The following is a 17,199-nucleotide window of genomic DNA, read 5'->3' as shown; positions in this document are numbered from 1 at the left end:
TCAGTCCTCGTCCAGCCCGTGCTCGATCGCGTACCGGGCCAGCTCGACCCGGTTGTGCAGCTGGAGTTTGCGCAACGTCGACTGCACGTGGTTCTCCACGGTCCGGTGCGACAGCACGAGCCGCTCCGCGATCTGCCGCGCGGTCAGGCCCTTCGCGACCAGCCGGAGCACGTCGGTCTCCCGGTCGGTGAGCCGCGGCGGTTCCGGCGCGCCGTCCGGGGCGTCGGCCATCCGCCGGTACTCGCCGAGCACCAGGCCCGCCAGCCCGGCGGTGAACACCGGATCGCCGTCGGCCGTCCGGCGCACCGCGTCCACCAGCTCCGCCGCGGACGCCGATTTCACCAGGTAGCCCGACGCGCCCGCCTTCACCGCTTCCAGCACGTCGCTGTGCTCGCCGCTGGCCGAGAGCACCAGCACGCGCGTGTCCGGCGCCGCCGTGGTGATCTCGCGGGTCGCCTCGACGCCGGACGTGCCGCCGAGGTTCAGGTCCATCAGCACGACGTCCGGCCGCACCGCGCGCGCGATCCGGACCGCCGCCGGGGCGTCCGGGGCGGTCGCGGCGACCTCGAACCCGTTCTCGGACAGGTCGCGGGCCACGCCGTCGCGCCACATCGGGTGGTCGTCGACCACCATCACGGAAATCGTCCGTTCCGTCATCGCCCGTCCCTCATCGTCGCCGGCACCCGCACTTCCCACTCCGTGCCCCGGCCGGGAGCGCTGTCCAGCACCGCGGTCCCGCCGAGGTCTTCCACCCGGCCGCGAATCGACTTCACTACTCCGAGACGGCCCTCGGCCGCCGCTCGTTCCAGCCTGCCGCTCTCGATCCCCGGCCCGTCGTCGCGGATGCTCACCACGACCTCGCCGCCGAGGTCCTCCAGCAGCACCCAGGCGTGCGCGTCCGGACCAGCGTGTTTCTCCACGTTAGCCAGTGCTTCGCGGGTGACCGCGACGAGTTCCTCGGTCACGTGCGCGGGCAGGGCCACCGTTCCGGCCGGCGTCGACACCTGCACGGACGTGGTCGCCAGCAGCTGCAACGCCGAACGGAGGTCCGCGGTGTCGCCGGACCGCGTCGGCTCGCTGCTCACCAACGCGCGCAACGCGATCTCCTGCTCCCCCGCGAGCCGTGCCAGCTCCGCTGCTTCCCCGCCTACTTCCAGACCGCGCCGCCGTACGCGTGCGAGAACCTGAAGCACGCTGTCGTGAATCGAGCGCGCGAGGCGTTCACGCTCGGCCGTCGCCGCTTCGGTGCGAAGGGCGCGCGCGAGCGCTTCGGCGGACGTACGCGCGAGCGTTGCCGCCATACCGACAAGGAGACCGCTCGCGCACAACAGCACTCCGTCACGGACCACGTCGAGGTCGATCTTCTCGCGCGCGATCCCCGTCCCCACTGCGACGACAAGGCCCGCCACTACGCCGCCGCGCGCGCCGAAGCGGGTCGCGGCGGCGAGCGGGGCGACCGCTGCCCACACTGTGGTGATCAACGGCGAAGCTGCTTCGTACTGCGCGTCCGAAAGAATCCACGGCGACGTGAGCATGAGCGCCGTGGTGAGCGCGACGTCGGAGATCACCAGCCAGCGGTGCCGTCCGCTCTCGCGCACGTACGCGACGCTCGATCCGGCAGACCACGCGCCCATCACCCCGACGACGAGCCACGCCAGCCACGGCCGTTGAAAGTTCGAGTGGTGCGCGATCACTACCGCCAGCGCGAACAGCCACGTGACGACGCGCAGCACGACGACGCCGCGCCACAGCGGCGTCGCCGGATCTCGGGTGGGACGAACGCTCACTTCTTGTCTTCTGTGCTCTCTTCGGAGTCGGCTGTCTTGTCGTCCGAGCCCTCTTCGGGATCGTCGTTGGGATTGGCGGCTTGGCTGTGCAGCGCGTCGACGGTCGCCGGATCCGGATCGTGTTCGTGCAGCAGCGACCGGACCCCGGCGTTGAGCACGGCCAGCAGCGGCACGGCGAGCAGCGCGCCCGCGATGCCCGCGGCGACCAGGCCGATGGCGATCGCCAGCACCACCGCGAGCGGGTGCAGCCGCACCGCGCGGCCGAGCAGCAACGGCTGCAGCACATGGCTTTCCAGCTGCATCACGCCGACCACGATGGCCAGCACGACCACCGCGCCGATGATGCCCTTCGACACGAGCGCGATCAGCACCGCGACGCCGCCGGTGATCAGCGCGCCGATGATCGGGATGAACGCGCCGAGGAACACCAGCGTCGCCAGCGGGATCACCAGCGGCACGCCGACGATCCACAGCCCGATGCCGATGCCGACCGCGTCGACCACGGCCACCGCCGCCGTCGCGCGGATGTAGCTGACCAGCGAGGCGAACCCGCGCCGTCCGGCCACGTTCACGCGGTTGCGCACCCGCTGCGGCACGCCGCGCACCAGGAACGTCCAGATGCCGTCGCCGCCGGCGAGGAAGAAGATCGTGACGAAGAGGGTCAGCACGAAGCCGGTGAGGATCTCGCCGACGGTGCCCGCGGTGGTCAGCGCGGTGGTGGTGAGCGACGCCTGGTTGTTCTGCAGGAAGCCGATCGCCTGGTTGATGAAGTCCTGGATCTGCTCCTGGCGCAGGTGCAGCGGACCGTTGATCAGCCAGTCCTTGATCTGGTTGAGGCTCGTGGTCAGCTGTTGCTGCAGTTCGGGAAGCCCGCTGGAGAACTGGGTGATCACGAACGTCAGCAGCCCGCCGAGCACCGCGAGCCCGGCCACGAGCACGATCGCCGTGGCGAGCCCGCGCGGGAAGCGGATCTGCACGAGCCGCGACACCGCGGGGGCGAGCAGCGCGGAAAGCAGCAGCGCGATCGACACCGGCACCACGACCGAGGCGAGATAGCCCAGCAGCCACACCACCGCGTACAGCGCGGCGATCACGACGATGAACCGCCACGACAGCGCGGCGGATACGCGCAGGCCGCGCGGGATGAAGCCGGTGACGTCGGCGACTGGTTCGGAAAGGGACCGTTGTTCGCGGTGTCCGCGCCCTGGCTGGCTCACGGGGACAACCGTATCGGCCCCGTCGACCGAAACCGGGCGGATCGCCCCACCGGCAGGCGTGAATCACCGCTTCGCCCGGATTCGCGAACCGACTCCGGAGTAACCGCCTGTCTTCACCGGGGATGACCCATCGTGAGACCCGGCCACACTCTGTGTTGTTCACACGATGGTGGCATCAAGTCGTGTCAAGGATGCGCGGCGGACCACAAATTTGGTTGTCTCGGTTTCGCACCACCACGGAACTGTGCCGTTCCGTCGAAAAACCGAAATCATTTTTACCCGAGGAGAAATCACCTGTGACGAACGACGCTGTGCACGAGAGGCGGGGCGCGACGCGCTTCGGCCGTCTCGCGTCGCGTGCGTTGTTCGTCGTCGGCGGCGCGCTCGCGGCCACCGCGGCCGCGTGGGCCGTCTCCTCCTCCGTCGCTTCGGCGGACACGGTCGACGCGAGCGTCACGCCGGTCACCGACGCGACGGCCGCCGGAATCGGCGACGTCACCGACGGCGTGGCCCGGTTCGCGGGCGACGTCACCGGTGCGGTGCAAGGGCTTTCGTCGTGCGGCCAGGGAGCCACCACGTGGTCTGAACCAGGCACGACGCGGCCCACCTGCTCGCTCGACCAGGTCGGCAGCGCGCACCGCGAGGACCTCGCCGGAAGCCAGGAGGCCGCCGGGAAGGTCAACGACGCGGTGAGCGACCTCGGCCGGAACGCGGTCGTCAAGCCGGTCGAGCGCACGCTCGGCTCGCTCGAGCACATCGCGCGCAAGCCGGAGGACGCCCGCCAGGTGATCGCCGACGCGACCACCCCGCCGCCCGCCGCACAGGACTTCGGCCGGAAACTGTGGGATCTGCTCGACCCGAGCGCTCCCTCCGACCTGGTCGACCTGCCCAAACTGCCCTCGGCCCCGGCTCCTGGAGCCGAGCAGCTTCCCGCGCCCGGCATTCCCGAGCAGCCCGCCGAGGCGGAGCAGAATCTCGGTGCCGCAGCGATGACCACGTCCGACGCATTGCAGTCGGTCTTCCCGGCGATGGACGCGCAGTCCGTCGTTCCGGTGCAGGGCACGGAACTGCCGCAGCGCCACCACGGCGACCGCGGTCTGCCCGGCGCCCCGTTCTCCCCGGCGCAGCTTCCCGCCGCGCCGCTCTCCATCCCGAACTCCCCGGCCGGTGGCAGCACCGCGCCCGGCGGACACCTCGACGGCTTGCACTTCGGCGTTCCCTCCTGGGTCGTCGCCGCCGTCGACAACGCCGTGGCGGGTTCGACCCGCACCGGCCTCGCGCACACGCCGCGCACCCCGGGCGAGCAGCCCGGCGTCACTCCTGACTGATCCACTTCACCCGCGGGGTCTTTGACGCACCCACGGCCGCCTTCGTGTGCCGTCGCCGTCATCGACAGATATCCCGCGGGTTTTTCGCGCGCTGCGCAATTTCCGCGCACGCATTCCCCCGGTGCATTCTCGGACATCCGGGCGCACCGCCACAAACCCGCAAGGGACCCCGATATGAAGGAGAAAAATCCCATGCAGACCTGGGCAAAGCGCGGACTCCAGACCGCGTTGGTCACGGGTGGGTTGCTGATGCTGGGCACCGGCATCGCCTCGGCCGACGAGAACGTGAACCCGGACACCCCGGCCTCCCCGCTTGATCTCAACGTCACCGTCCCGATCGACGAAGCCAACAACGCGATCGGCACCCCGCTCGGGCAGGTCGACCTCCCGGCGCACCACAACGAGATCAGCACCAAGCCCGTCACCTCCGCCGTCAAGGGAGCGCTCGCCTCGGCGAAGACGCCCGGCGGCTCCGCGGGCAGCCTGACCGACAGCCTCCCGAAGGCGGACGCGCCCCGGCAGCTCACGCCGACCCACGACGCGTTCAAGGGCAACAAGGTCAACGGCGACGTCGTCGTCCCGATCCAGATCGTGGACAACGCGGTCGGCGTCATCGGCGACGCCCACGTGCAGGGCGGCGACCACACGCAGACGTACAACCACAACCAGGACGTCGCGACCAACGGCCAGTACTCCGGCATCGCGGGCAACGTCGTGGCGCTCGAATGGGCGCTCCCGGTGCAGGTCGCGGGCAACGGCGTCGGCCTGGCCGGCGGCAGCGGCGCGGTGCACGGCGGCTCGGCGCACCAGAGCACCAGCGAGACCGGCAACGTCGACACCACCGGCGAGGGCTCCGGCCTGTCCGGCAACGTCGTCGGCGGCCAGTTCGCGACCCCGGTCCAGGTGACCGGCAACGCCGCGTCCTGGATCCTCGGCAACGCCTACAGCGGCGGCTACAACGCCGACACCACCGCCACCTCCGGCGGTTCGATGAAGTCCAACGGCAAGGGCGCCGCGGGCAGCGGCAACGTGGTCGGCGCTCCGATCGCGCTGCCGGTCAAGTTCAACGGCAACGCCGGCGGCGCGTGGGGCTCGGACGCGGACTCCACCTCGAGCTCCTCGGCCGACGCGAAGGCGGGCGACACCCGTCCGGGCAGCCTGCACGGCATCCCGACCTACATCGAGACCGATGGGGACAAGTCGTTCGCGTCCGGCAACGCCGCCGCCGCGCAGGCGAGCCCGGTCGCGAACGTCGCGTCCGTCGCCGGTTCGTGGATCGGCAACGCCACCACCGGCCAGGCGCTCGAGCGCCAGGCGTCCTCCGCCACCCACGAGACCACCGCTGCCTCCGGCGGCTTCGTGAAGACGAACGGCAACGACGCCGCCGGTTCGGCCAACGTGGTCGACCCGGCAGTGGCGCTCCCGGTCGAGGCCTGCGGCGTGGGCGGCACCTACATCGGCCGCGCGGTCGCCAACTGCGACAACACCACCACCGCCACCTCCGGCGACGGCAGCTACACCACCGGCAACGGCTCGACGCTGACCGGCAACATCGTCAACTCCCAGGTGGCGGGCGCCCCCGAGGTGCACGGCATCGGCGGCAGCCACATCGGCAACGCCTCGGGCACCTCGACCGAGACCAAGACCGTCACCGCCGGCAACTACGACGGCAGCCAGGGCAACGACTCGTCCGGTTCGGGCAACATCGTGCAGGTCCCGGTGGCCGCGCCGGCCGAGGTGTTCGGCACCGGCGGTTCGTTCGTCGGGCAGGGCTCGGGCGACGGCTCCGAGACCAAGACCGTGAAGGCAGGCGGCGGCGGGAACACCGCTGACGACAACGGCTTCCTCAGCTCGAACCTCGCCACCGCGCCGCTGTCGACTCCGGTTCAGGTGTTCGGCACCGGTGCCTCGCTCGTCGGCCAGGGCCACGGCAAGTCCAGCAACGACACCACCTCCACCGCGGGCGGCGACGTGCACGCGACCGGCGCGGAGGGCGCGGGTGCGGGCAACCTCATCGAGGCTCCGCTCTCGCTGCCGGCCCAGGGCCACGGCGTCGGCGGTTCGGTCGCCGGCATCGGCACCGGCACGTCGGACAACCTGACCGACTCGAAGGCGGGCGGCGACGCTACGGCCGACGGCAAGGACGGCGCGCTCGCCGGCAACATCGTCAAGGCCCCGACCGGCGGTGCGGGCACCATCTTCGGCGACGGGGTCGCCGGGGGCGCGATCGGTCACGGCACCGCCACCAACGACGTCACCTCGACCTCGGGCGGTACGGCCGCCACCAACGGTGACAACGGCGCGGGTGCGGGCAACATCGTCGGTGCGGACCTCGCTCCGGTGCCGCAGGCATACGGCGACGCGGTTTCCGCAGCGGGCAATTCCTCGAGCAACAGCACGAACAACACCGCCGTCACCGACGCTGGCAAGAACAACACCTCGGGTGTCGAGGGCTCGATGTCAGGCAACATCCTCGACCTGCCGGCCCCGGCTCCCGCACAGGCCGGCACCAACGGTGCCGCTGTGGGCGGCCAGGCGCACGCGGTCGGTGACAGCCTCACCACCGTGAAGGTCGGCGATGACGCCACCACGACCGACGGTGCGGGCGACGCGGTCTCCGGCTACGACTTCTACCACCCGGTCGGTGTGCAGGGGAACATCCACAATGTGCCGGTGGAGGTGCTCGGCGCTGCTACCGCGATCGGGGCCAACTCGACTGAGGTCGATCCCCAGCCGACCATTGTGGTGCCGATCAGCGGGGAGATGGGCGCTGACCAGCTCCCCGCGCTGCCCGCCGTGCCGGGTCTGCCGGGCGGTTCCTCGGCCGCTCCGTCGCTGCCGGCGGCTCCGGCCCTGCCGGGTCTCTCGAGCCTGCCCACCGCGACCACGCTGCCCGCTCCGGCGCTGCCGGGTGCACAGCGGGCCGACGTGCCGCAGGTCAGCGGCCTGTCCGCGCTGGGTCAGCTGAACCAGCTCAAGGGTGCTTCGGTGCTGCCGTCGGTGTCCGGGCTGCAGAACGGCATCCACCTGCCGTCGGCCCCGTCCGTTCCGGCTCTGCCGGGCGTTCCGGCCCTGCCGGGTGCGGGCGCCGAGCGGGCCGACGTGCCGGCCGTTCCGGCTCAGCTGCCGGTGAAGACGTCGCTGCCGACGCTGAACCAGCTGCCCGCCGTCACCGCGCTGCCCGCCGTGCCGGGTGTGCCGACGACCCTGCCGACCACGATGCCGACCGCTCCGGCCGTGCCGGCGATCGGTGACGCGACCGGCCCGCTGGGTGCGTTCCAGAAGCTGGCCGCGAAGGTGACCAGCCTCTTCAAGAAGTGAACCGCTTCGCCTGAAGCGAGCCGGGGATAACCCGGACGGGCCCGGAAGCCACTGGCTTCCGGGCCCGTTTTTTGTCCTGGGTCAGGAAAATTCGAGCGACCGCTTCGCCAGGCCGTGCCAGAAACCGTCGATCACCGTGCGGCCCTCGCCTTCGGCCGAGCTGGCGCCGAGCGACACGAACAGCGGCGCGAAGTGTTCGATCCGCGGGTGCGCCATCGCGGCGGCCGGGGCCTTGTGCTGGAAGTCGAGCAACGCGTCGAGGTCGCGGGCGCGCAGCGCTTCGTCGCCCCAGTGGTCGAATTCCGCGGACCAGCCCGGCGGGGTTCCGTTGGTGCCGTTCACTTCCCGCATCGCGCGGAGGTTGTGGGTGAAGAATCCGCTGCCGATGATCAGCACGCCCTCGTCGCGCAGCGGCGCGAGCTTGCGGCCGAGGTCGTAGAGCGCCCGCGGGTCGAGCGAGGGCATGGAAATCTGCAGTACCGGGACGTCGGCCTCGGGAAACATCTCGACGAGGGGGACGTAGGCGCCGTGGTCGAGGCCGCGTTCCGGGGCGTCGTGCACCTGGGTTTCGGTCGAATGCAGCAGTTTGCGCACCTTCGCGGCCAGTTCCGGAGCGCCCGGTGCGGCGTATTTGACCTCGTAGTAGCGCTCGGGGAAGCCCCAGAAGTCGTAGACGAGCGGGACCGTCGTGGTCGCCCCGAGCGTCAGCGGCGCCTCCTCCCAGTGCGCCGAAACGACCAGGATCGCACGAGGTTTCGCCAGGTCAGCGGACCAGTCCGCGAGCTGCCGGGTCCAGGTGGCGTCGTCGGCGAGCGGCGGCGCACCGTGGCTCAGATACAGGACCGGCGTGCGGGTCGCCATGGCTGCCTCCAAGTGTTTGAAACTTCAACTACTACGGTACGCCTGGTTCGCGGACTTGGCGAATTCGTCCTCGGCGGCGGTCTCCGTGCGGCAGACTCGCCTGGTGAAGTTCTTCTGCTACCACCGGGACCGCCCGGGTTCCGCCGTGCTGCGCGACGAGCTGCTCGAAGCGCACTGGTCCTATATGGACGGTTTCGCCGCCGAACTGATCGCCCGCGGACCGACCCTGGACGGCGACGTCCCGACCGGCAGCGTGCACGTCGTCGACCTCCCGGACGCCGCCGCGGCCCGCGAATTCGCTTTCGCGGAACCGAATTACCAGGCCGGCGTCTACCGGGACGTCCTGATCCGCCGCTGGGACAACGCCCTCGGCCGCACCATGTGGGAATTCCCCGGCGATCCGGAGGCGGACCACCTGTATTTGGTGCTGGGCTTGGGTTTCGGTCCCGCCGTGGACCTCGAACCGTCCGCGCCGGAGTCCTTGATCGCCTACGGTCCGCTGTGGTCCGACGACGGCACCGCCTGGCTCGGCACCGCAGCCTTGGTGCAAGCCGCCGATCCTGAGGCGGCTCGCGGGCTCCTCACCGCGGAGCACTACGCCGCGATCGAGGTGCACGACTGGGCGCCGGGCGGCCGTTCCTGAGCTGCCGCCATACGATTCCGGCGGCGGTCAGCGCGGCGACTGCGAGAACCACGGCGAAAACCGTTGCTCCAGTAGCGATTCCGAGGGCGTCACTGAGATATCCGCTGCCGACGGGCAGGAGCGCGGCCGGAAGGTAGCCGCCGAAGTTGAGCAGAGCGTTGGCCTCCGCGCGCCGCCGCTCGGGCACGTGGGTGCTGATCAGGGTGAGCCCGCCGAGTTGCCCGAGCCCCTGCGCCGCTCCCGCGAGCACCGCGGTCACGACGATCGCCGCGATCCACTGCGCGTGGACGGCGATCAGCAACGCCGCCATGCACGCGACCCCCGCTGCCGCCCCGGCGAGCAGGATGGCGCGGACCTCGAATCGCTTCGCCGCGAACTGGACCGCGGTCGCCGCACCGAACATGACGAACGCCGTCACCCCGGCGAGCAGGCGGTTGCCGGTACCGAGCACATTGGCGAGCAGGGCCGGTCCGAGGGAAAGCACGAACGAGGTCGACGTGATCCCCGGCGCGAAAACCGCGATCCCGAGCGCGACGTACCTGCGCTGCGCCCGCGGCACGGCGGGAATCCGCACCCAACCGCCCTGGCCAGGGTCGACCGGACGCCGAAGCGGCAGCCGAACAACCACGACCACCGCGTTGAGCAGCAGCACCGCCGAAACCACGAAGATCGTCACGGTCGGCCCCGGCAGGGTCTCCGACAACGCCCCGGCCAGCAACGGCCCAAGCCCGGCCCCGAACACCATCGCGGTAGACGCCGCGAGGGTCGAGGTCCTCGCCCGTGCCTCCCCGCCGACGTCAACCACGGCGGCCATCCCCGCCGACACCGTGATGCCGACCGCGATCCCGGCCAGCAGCCGAGCGACCGCCAACGCGAGCACCGACGTCGCGACCGCGAACAACCCGCAAGCGATCAACGCGAGCAAAACCCCAGGCAGCACAACGGGTTTACGCCCGAGCCGATCCGAGGCCCGCCCCGCGACGAGCAGCGCGGCCAGCAAGCCGGCGATGTAGGCCGCGAAGATCACGGTGAGCGTGCCGGCGGAGAACCCGAGCCGGTGCTGCCACAGCACGTACAGCGGCGTCGGCGCGTTCGAAAGCACGAACACCGCGGTGACGGGCCACGCGGCGAGCCAGGGACTACCGACCCGCGAGGGCGCGACGACGGCCATGGATCCTCCAGTACGAGATTGTTCGAACTAGTACGAGTGAACACGAACCTAGCAGTAGTTCGACTAATCTCGTACTGGAGTGGTTGAATGAGGGCATGCGCTCGTCCTCGGTGCCCGATCCGGATGCCCCGCCCGCCGAACTTCCGCCGCCCCTGCCCGAACCCGCGCGGGAAGACCTGCGGCTGGAAACCGTCCTGGCCGCCCTGAGCGACCCGCTGCGGCTGACGATCGTGCGAAAACTGCTGCTGGAACGCGAGGCCTACGACCATCCGTGCGGCTGGTTCGGCTTCGACCGTCCGAAGTCGTCGCTGACCCACCACTTCAAGGCCCTGCGGGAGGCGGGCGTGCTGCGGCAGCGGCAATACGGACTGGAACGCCGCAGCCGGGTCCGCACGGAGGACCTCGATATACGCTTTCCCGGGCTGCTGGATCTGGTCGCGGACTGGCAGCCCGCTTCTTAACTCAACCTGGGGGCTAGATGAGAACGCAACCGCACACCGAGGCACACCGCAGGCGCTGACCACCAGGTGACGACAGCCCGTCACGCCCGGACCGGCTATTTCTCCGGCCCGCTCCGCTGATCAGTCGTGGGCCAGGTCGGCGAACCGGCTGTAGTGCAGCTGGTGCGCGACCACGATCGTGCTCGTCGGACCGGCACGGTGCTTCGCCAGGATCAGGTCGGCCTCGCCGGCGCGCGGGTCGTCGCGTTCCCAGGCGTCCGGGCGGTTGATCAGGATGACGATGTCCGCGTCCTGCTCCAGCGAACCGGATTCACGCAGGTCCGACAGCATCGGCTTCTTGTCGGTGCGCTGTTCCGGACCACGGTTCAGCTGGGAGATCGCGATCACCGGCACCTCGATCTCCTTGGCCAGCAGCTTCAGCTGACGGGAGAACTCCGAGACTTCCTGCTGCCGCGATTCGACGCGCTTGCCGGACGTCATCAGCTGCAGATAGTCGACGACCACGAGCCGCAGGTCGTGCCGCTGCTTGAGCCGGCGGGCCTTCGCGCGGATCTCCATCATCGTCATGTTCGGCGAGTCGTCGACGAACAGGGGGGCCTCCGACACCTCGCTCATCCGCCGGGCCAGCCGCGTCCAGTCGTCGTCGGACATCTTGCCGCCGCGCATGTCGGCGAGGCGGATTTTCGCCTCGGCCGACAGCATGCGCATCACGATCTCGGTCCGGCTCATTTCCAGCGAGAAGATGACGCTGGTCAGGCCGTGCTTGATGGACGCCGACCGGACGAAGTCCAGGCCAAGAGTCGACTTGCCGACACCGGGACGGGCCGCGACGATGATCATCTGGCCGGGGTGCAGGCCGTTGGTCAGCTCGTCGAAGTCGGCGAATCCGGTCGGGATGCCCTGAGACTGGCCGCCGCGCGAGGCGATCGCGTCGATCTCGTCCATGGTCGGCTGGAGCAGGTCCTCCAGCGCGACGTAGTCCTCGCTCGTGCGGCGCTCGGTGACGTCGTAGATCGCGGCCTGCGCGCGGTCGACGACCTCGTCGATGTTCGCGCCGTCGGCCGCGGCCGCGCCGTAGCCGTACTGCACGATGCGGGTGCCCGCTTCCACGAGGCGGCGCAGCACCGCCTTCTCGGACACGATCTCCGCGTAGTAGCCCGCGTTGGCCGCGGTGGGCACGGTCGCGATGAGCGTGTGCAGGTACGGCGCGCCGCCGACGCGGCCGAGCTCGCCGCGCCGCTCCAGTTCGGCGGCCACGGTGATCGGGTCGGCCGGTTCGCCGCGGCCGTAGAGGTCGAGGATGCAGTCGTAGACGGCCTGGTGCGCGGGCCGGTAGAAGTCGCCGGGGCCGAGCGCCTCGATGACGTCGGCGACCGCGTCCTTCGACAGCAGCATGCCGCCGAGCACCGACTGCTCCGCCGCGATGTCCTGCGGCGGCTGGCGGTCGAACCCGCCAGGGCCGGGGTCGCTCGGACCCGGATCGGACTCCGCGTACGCCGGACCGCGGTCATCGGTCACCGCCACTGCCCGGACACCTCCCCTCGCCCCGCCGTCGCTCCGGCCGGCCCCGTCGTCTCGCGTGCGCCTGTCCTGTGCCGAACCGCGCCCGCCCGCCGCCTCGCGAAGAGGCCAGTCCAGGCGAACACCTGTTCGAGTATGCCGGAGTCGGCCCGGCTTTCCCACCCGCCCGTCCGGTCCTCTTCGATGATGGACCGGACGGTTCCCCGCGCCGGTGACCGCCACGCGGAGCCACCGGGAGTACTGGGCGCGAACGCACGCTAGATCCCCCGGAAGGACGAGCGCAATTCCGGGTGTTGACCGTGTTGTGGACAACCTGTGGATGACTGGGGGCAACGAATCACAGGTGTCCGCGAGCCTGTGGACAAAGTGGGGACAGTGCAGACCTGCTTCACTGAATCCGCAGGTCAAGGCCTGTGCAAAGACTGTGGAGAACTTCGCGAAAACTCGTCCGGCGTGTCGTGCCGAACTCGTTCTTCGGCGTGTCGCGCCCGCGTCCGTCCACCGCCCTGTGGATGGTTGCTACGCACGGTAGATCACCGACCCGATGGGCTGAACGAAGGAGAATTCCCCACGCGGCCCATCCGGTGGCTGCGCACAGTGAGCGATCAGGCAAAAGCGCAGGTTAACCGCGTGCAAACGAAAAACCGGGTGAGGTTCACCGCCGGACACCTCGCGGTGCCGTGCCGGGAACCCCACCCGGAGTAACGCTCGGGTGCTCAGCCCAAGGCGCTTTGCGCCTGGCGGAGCCGTTCGGAGATCGCCTGCGGAGTGCCCGGGGTGAAGACGATGAGCGACTCCTTCCCAGGCCGCTCCTCCATCAGCCACCGGCCTTCACTGGTGTCGATGAAGTTGACCGGCTTGGGTACCCGTCGGCGACGCCCCCCGTTCGGGCGAGTCGCGACGTACAGCGCGCCGCTTCCGGTACGCGGCAGTTTCAGGATCCGCTGGATCTCCTTGAGCGGTGCCACGTCGTCCGTCCGCTGACCGCCGCTCCGCATGATGGATCCCTGCGGGACTTCGTCCGAACCGGCGGCCCGGCCGCTCTCGTACTCGGCCCGGCTGGTGATGAGCGGCTGCCCGTTCGCTGCCTTGCCCGCCGGGATGAGATCGAGGAACGTCGGCAGCAGAAGGTCCGGTCGCTGGCGGGTGACCGTCACGACCTGCTCGCCTTGGACCCGGATCAGGCCGAAGCCACCGCCGTTACCGCTCCCGACCAGCGCGCCGTAGTTCGACGGACTGTCGTCCTCGAACGTCCCGTCGAACCAGCCGTAGTACTCGAGCTGCGGGTGCGAGATGGACTCGATCAGCGCGAGCAGGTCGCGGTCCATCCCCCTGGGGCCCATAAGCCCTGCCTCAGTCAGCACGGCGTTGACGTCTTGGTCGATGCGCCGTTCAGCTGTGGGGTCGTAGAACGTCGCCGCGTCGGCGATGACCTGGTGTGGTTCCCCGCCGCGGCGCTTGATCAGGTTGCACAAGGTGAGGAGGGTGAAGCGGGTCGGCGTGTCGAGAGTGATCACTGTGCCTGTCCTCATTCGCCGATGACCGGCGGAACAGTCAGCTGATCAGACCCGAAGAGCTCGTTGGCGTCCTCTTCCACCAGGTACTTAGTCTGGTGTTCCTCGTCCTCCTGGCCCTTTTGGCCGCCGCGGCCGCCGCCCATGCCGCCCATGCCCGAGGCGCCGGCTTTGCCCGCCGCGCCCGCGCCCGCACCGCGAAGGGCGCCCGCGCCACCGGCTCCGGCTCCCACGCCGCCTGCCGCCGCACCCGAACCGGCGCCGCCGGGACCGAAGCCCGCGCCGCCGAACGCGCCGGGCCCGAAAGCCGCGCCGCTGCCCGCGCCCCCGCCGCCGGGACCGAACTGGCCCGACCCACCACCCGTCGGCCCGAACGCACTGGGGTTGAACTTCGCCGGGTCCGTCGTGGGAGGCGTCCAGCCCGAGGTCGTCGTCCCGTCGCCCGGACCGGTGTAGCTGCCCGGCCCGCCCGGGGTGAACTTGCCCGGACCGTTCGGGTCGGTGAAGTGGCCCGGTCCGCCCGGTCCGCCTGGCACGTTCGAGTGCGATCCGGGCCCGTTCGGATCGAACCTGGGCGTGTCCATCTTGGGCGGCGAGAAGCTGCCGCCGCCAGCGCCGATGCCGCCGGTTCCGCCCGGCACGTGGCTGCCGGGGCCGCCGCCGAACTTGCCGGGGTCGCCGCCGTCGGAGAGGTTGTTGCCCTGCCATGCGTTGTACTGCGGCAACTGGCCCGCGTTCTGCCCGCTGGCGTTGAAGTAGTTCGTGTACGCCTGGACGTTGGCCTTGCTGTTGTCGTTGTACTGATTGATCTCGTCGTCTTTGTCGCTCAACGGGTTGATCCCGTCGAGGAACCCGGCCGACGGCGGATCCTTGGGCAGCTGCTGCACCTTGCCCTTGACCGTGTGGAAGCAGTCGGCCTGCGTGTTGAGATAGGTGTGGCTCTTGTTCAGGTTCGAGACGGAGTCCTCGAGCCAGGTCTTGAGCGGGTGCGCGCCCGCCTGCGCCGCAGTGGCACCGCCGCCCTGCCAGGCCTCGTCCATTTTCTTGTTCAGATTGTCGATCTCGGTCGCCCGCTTGCTGTGGGCTTCCCCGAGGCTTTTGGCCGACGCGACCCCCGTGTCGAGCGAGGTCGTGTCGCCCGCGTGGATCTTCTCGTAGATCGTGTACGCGTCGATCGAGCGACCGCCGAGGTCCGCCGACATTTGCTGGGCCTCGGGACCGCCGCTGAACAGACCGACCAGACCGCCGACGACGGCACCGACACCCGCGCCTACCGCGGTTCCGACGCCGGGTACGACTGACCCGATGAGGGCCCCGGCCCCGGCCCCGGCGGCCATGCCTTTCAGCTCTTTGCCTACGGTATTGGCATCATTCCCCATGATGAGCCATTCCTTCCGTGCTGGGCAGAGGTCGAGTGACGATCACGACGCCCCCTGGAGATGTCCGATCATCGCGGTGGCGAACTTCTTCGCGATGCTGCAGGGGTCCTTTTTGTTCGAACCCATGCTGATGTTCGGGAGGACCGAGACGGCGAGCTGGTCGGTGACGCCGACCCAGAGGGTGCAGATGCCGTTCGAGCGGCTGTCCTCGGTACCGGCGAAGACGGCCGGGTAGCCGTTGACCGTGGTGGGTTCGAAGTAGGCCTGCTTGGCCTTCTGGTCGTAGATGTCGCTGATCCCGCGCTTGTTCTGCTCGATCGGCGTGTTGTTGACGAAGTTCAGGTTGCTCCCGGAGGAAGTCCAGCGGCAACCGTTCAGCACGCCGGTGCTCTTCTCGCCGGGATACTTGAGACCGACCTGTTCTGCCTCCGAGGCGTTGAGCACGCTGCACGGATTGGCGAGCAAGTCCTTGGTAGGCAAAGGGGCCGGAACCTTTGGCCCTGAGCCGCCGCTGTCGGCCGGGCTGCTCGCAGGCGGCTGGGGAGTTCCTCCGGTCCCGCCGCTCTCACCGCTGCATGCGGAGGCGGCGAGCAAGCCGATCGTGGCGACGGCAGCGGTGGCGAGTCGGACGGTGCGGTGCGGCATCTGGTGCTCAGACTCCCTTTGCCTGCTGGTTCAACGTGTCGCGGTTATGTTGCTCCGAGACGGAGATCTTGTTCTTGGCGGCCCGCAGCGCGGTGATGAAGTTGGCGACGTAGTCGCGCATGCGTTCGTGCTGCTTGAGCAGAGTCTCGCCGGATGGGTTCGCGCCCTTGTTGACGAAGTCCTCGCTGGCGAACTCCTGAGCGGGCGGCCGCACGTTCTTGATGTTGTTCGCATCGGCGAGATCGTCGTTCAGGTGGGCGAGCAGGTCTTCCCACTGCTTGATCACCGAGTCGATCTCGTCCTCGCTGAACTTGTATCCGCCGGCCGTTCCGTAGCTGCCGACCATGATCGGAGCGGGTGGTGGCACATCGGACATCCGGTTGACCCCCTTTGGCAACTTCTCGCTCCCCAAACGGCGAGATCAGCACCTTGGATGGTAACGCACGGCACTTGGTTCCCGCGCCGTGTTCGCGAATCTGCGAAGGTGCCTCCGAGCTGCGGACTTAGGCCGTATCGCAGATCTCGAAAAGGTCGCGAACCGCCACCGGGAGCCGCCGAAACGAAACCGCCCCCGGGAGAATCTCCCAGGGGCGGTTCACGGAAAAGATCCGTCAGTTCGCGGCCACGGCCTTGACCTCGAGACGGAGGTCCACCTTCACGTTCGGGTGCAGGCGGGCGTTGACCGAGTGCTTGCCGACCGTCTTGATGTGGTCGCGCAGGTCCAGGACGCGCTTGTCGAGCAGCGGGCCGCCCTGTGCCTTGATCGCGTCGACAATCTCGCCGGCGGTGATCGAGCCGAAGAGCTTCTTCGAGCCAGCCGCGGCCTTGCCGGTCAGCTGGATCGCGCCGAGGCCCTCGAGGGTCGCCTTGATCTCCTTGGCGTGGTCGAGGTCGCGGATGCGGCGGGATTCCTGCGCGCGCTGGATCGTGCGCACGTTCTTCTCCGCGCCCTTGCTCGCCACGATCGCGTAGCCGCGCGGCAGCAGGTAGTTGCGGGCGTAGCCGTCCTTGACCTCGACGATGTCGCCGGGGCCGCCGAGGTTCGCCACGTCGGTGGTGAGAATGATCTTCGCCATGACTAGTGCTCCCCTCAGCGCGCGGTGGACGTGTAGGGCAGCAGAGCCATCTCGCGCGAGTTCTTCACCGCGATGGCGATGTCGCGCTGGTGCTGGCTGCAGTTGCCGGTGACGCGACGGGCACGGATCTTGCCGCGGTCGGAAATGTACTTCCGCAGCAGGTTCGTGTCCTTGTAGTCGATCGTTTCCGGGCGGCCCTTCTTCTCGGCCTTGCAGAACACGCAGACCTTCTTCTTGGGCTTGCGAATGGGTGGCTTGGCCACTGGTGTACTCCT

At 69.5% G+C, this 17,199-nt stretch carries 16 protein-coding genes; 4 read left to right on the top strand and 12 right to left on the bottom strand.

Annotation, left to right across the window (positions count from 1 at the left end):
- From CU254_RS39025 to CU254_RS39015, 3 genes are read right to left on the bottom strand one after another with little or no spacing between them, the layout of a single operon-like run.
- A complete protein-coding gene (locus tag CU254_RS39025; RefSeq protein ID WP_009085271.1) occupies window positions 1-657 on the bottom strand; it encodes a response regulator transcription factor in 657 nt (218 codons plus the stop codon).
- Window positions 654-1,787 carry a MacS family sensor histidine kinase gene (gene macS, locus CU254_RS39020; RefSeq protein ID WP_009085268.1) on the bottom strand — a complete coding sequence of 378 codons (1,134 nt, stop codon included), beginning with the start codon at window positions 1,785-1,787 and terminating at the stop codon, window positions 654-656. Before macS ends, CU254_RS39025 begins: the two co-directional genes overlap by 4 nt.
- Entirely contained in the window at window positions 1,784-3,004 is a 1,221-nt protein-coding gene (locus CU254_RS39015) for an AI-2E family transporter (protein WP_009085266.1), read from the bottom strand. The genes macS and CU254_RS39015 overlap by 4 nt, the downstream gene beginning before the upstream one ends.
- A 296-nt stretch (window positions 3,005-3,300) precedes the next feature.
- Between CU254_RS39015 and CU254_RS39010 the strand changes: the two genes are divergently transcribed.
- Both CU254_RS39010 and CU254_RS39005 read left to right on the top strand, forming a co-directional pair.
- A complete protein-coding gene (locus CU254_RS39010) occupies window positions 3,301-4,332 on the top strand; it encodes a hypothetical protein (protein WP_037716295.1) in 1,032 nt (343 codons plus the stop codon).
- Between the two features lie 192 nt (window positions 4,333-4,524).
- Window positions 4,525-7,653, top strand: coding sequence for a PE-PGRS family protein (locus tag CU254_RS39005; protein ID WP_199786113.1), 3,129 nt, complete (start codon window positions 4,525-4,527; stop codon window positions 7,651-7,653).
- A gap of 81 nt (window positions 7,654-7,734) precedes the next feature.
- Here CU254_RS39005 and CU254_RS39000 read toward each other — a convergent pair whose 3' ends face one another.
- Window positions 7,735-8,514 (bottom strand): dioxygenase, encoded by a 780-nt coding sequence (locus CU254_RS39000; protein WP_037716292.1) that lies wholly within the window; start codon window positions 8,512-8,514, stop codon window positions 7,735-7,737.
- A gap of 103 nt (window positions 8,515-8,617) precedes the next feature.
- Here CU254_RS39000 and CU254_RS38995 point away from each other — a divergent pair, with 103 nt between their 5' ends.
- A complete protein-coding gene (locus tag CU254_RS38995; RefSeq protein ID WP_037718685.1) occupies window positions 8,618-9,157 on the top strand; it encodes a YciI family protein in 540 nt (179 codons plus the stop codon).
- On the opposite strand, the gene CU254_RS38990 is transcribed toward CU254_RS38995, so the two are convergent.
- Window positions 9,096-10,328, bottom strand: coding sequence for an MFS transporter (locus CU254_RS38990; RefSeq protein WP_009085257.1), 1,233 nt, complete (start codon window positions 10,326-10,328; stop codon window positions 9,096-9,098). The genes CU254_RS38995 and CU254_RS38990 overlap by 62 nt on opposite strands.
- 95 nt (window positions 10,329-10,423) lie before the next feature.
- Here CU254_RS38990 and CU254_RS38985 point away from each other — a divergent pair, with 95 nt between their 5' ends.
- Window positions 10,424-10,789 (top strand): helix-turn-helix transcriptional regulator, encoded by a 366-nt coding sequence (locus CU254_RS38985; RefSeq protein WP_009085255.1) that lies wholly within the window; start codon window positions 10,424-10,426, stop codon window positions 10,787-10,789.
- Window positions 10,790-10,909: 120 nt separating this feature from the next.
- On the opposite strand, the gene dnaB is transcribed toward CU254_RS38985, so the two are convergent.
- From dnaB to rpsR, 7 genes are all read right to left on the bottom strand, one after another.
- On the bottom strand, window positions 10,910-12,313 hold the full coding sequence (dnaB, locus tag CU254_RS38980; protein WP_037716290.1) for a replicative DNA helicase: 1,404 nt from the start codon (window positions 12,311-12,313) through the stop codon (window positions 10,910-10,912).
- 713 nt (window positions 12,314-13,026) lie between these two features.
- Window positions 13,027-13,827: an ESX secretion-associated protein EspG gene (locus tag CU254_RS38975; protein WP_199786112.1), complete on the bottom strand. Its 801-nt coding sequence runs from the start codon at window positions 13,825-13,827 to the stop codon at window positions 13,027-13,029.
- A gap of 11 nt (window positions 13,828-13,838) precedes the next feature.
- A complete protein-coding gene (locus CU254_RS44845) occupies window positions 13,839-15,203 on the bottom strand; it encodes a hypothetical protein (RefSeq protein WP_009085250.1) in 1,365 nt (454 codons plus the stop codon).
- A gap of 42 nt (window positions 15,204-15,245) precedes the next feature.
- Complete coding sequence (locus CU254_RS38965) at window positions 15,246-15,848, bottom strand: DUF3558 domain-containing protein (RefSeq protein WP_009085248.1); 603 nt, start codon at window positions 15,846-15,848, stop codon at window positions 15,246-15,248.
- Between the two features lie 7 nt (window positions 15,849-15,855).
- Complete coding sequence (locus tag CU254_RS38960; RefSeq protein ID WP_037716288.1) at window positions 15,856-16,194, bottom strand: hypothetical protein; 339 nt, start codon at window positions 16,192-16,194, stop codon at window positions 15,856-15,858.
- A gap of 265 nt (window positions 16,195-16,459) precedes the next feature.
- Window positions 16,460-16,924 carry a 50S ribosomal protein L9 gene (gene rplI, locus CU254_RS38955; protein ID WP_009085244.1) on the bottom strand — a complete coding sequence of 155 codons (465 nt, stop codon included), beginning with the start codon at window positions 16,922-16,924 and terminating at the stop codon, window positions 16,460-16,462.
- 14 nt (window positions 16,925-16,938) lie between these two features.
- Window positions 16,939-17,187 (bottom strand): 30S ribosomal protein S18, encoded by a 249-nt coding sequence (gene rpsR / locus CU254_RS38950; protein ID WP_009085242.1) that lies wholly within the window; start codon window positions 17,185-17,187, stop codon window positions 16,939-16,941.
- Window positions 17,188-17,199 lie beyond the last annotated feature (12 nt).

Source organism: Amycolatopsis sp. AA4 (assembly GCF_002796545.1).
GTDB lineage: Bacteria > Actinomycetota > Actinomycetes > Mycobacteriales > Pseudonocardiaceae > Amycolatopsis.
The sequence above is the reverse complement of the archived record's forward strand: the minus strand, read 5'-3'. Positions and strand labels throughout refer to the sequence as shown.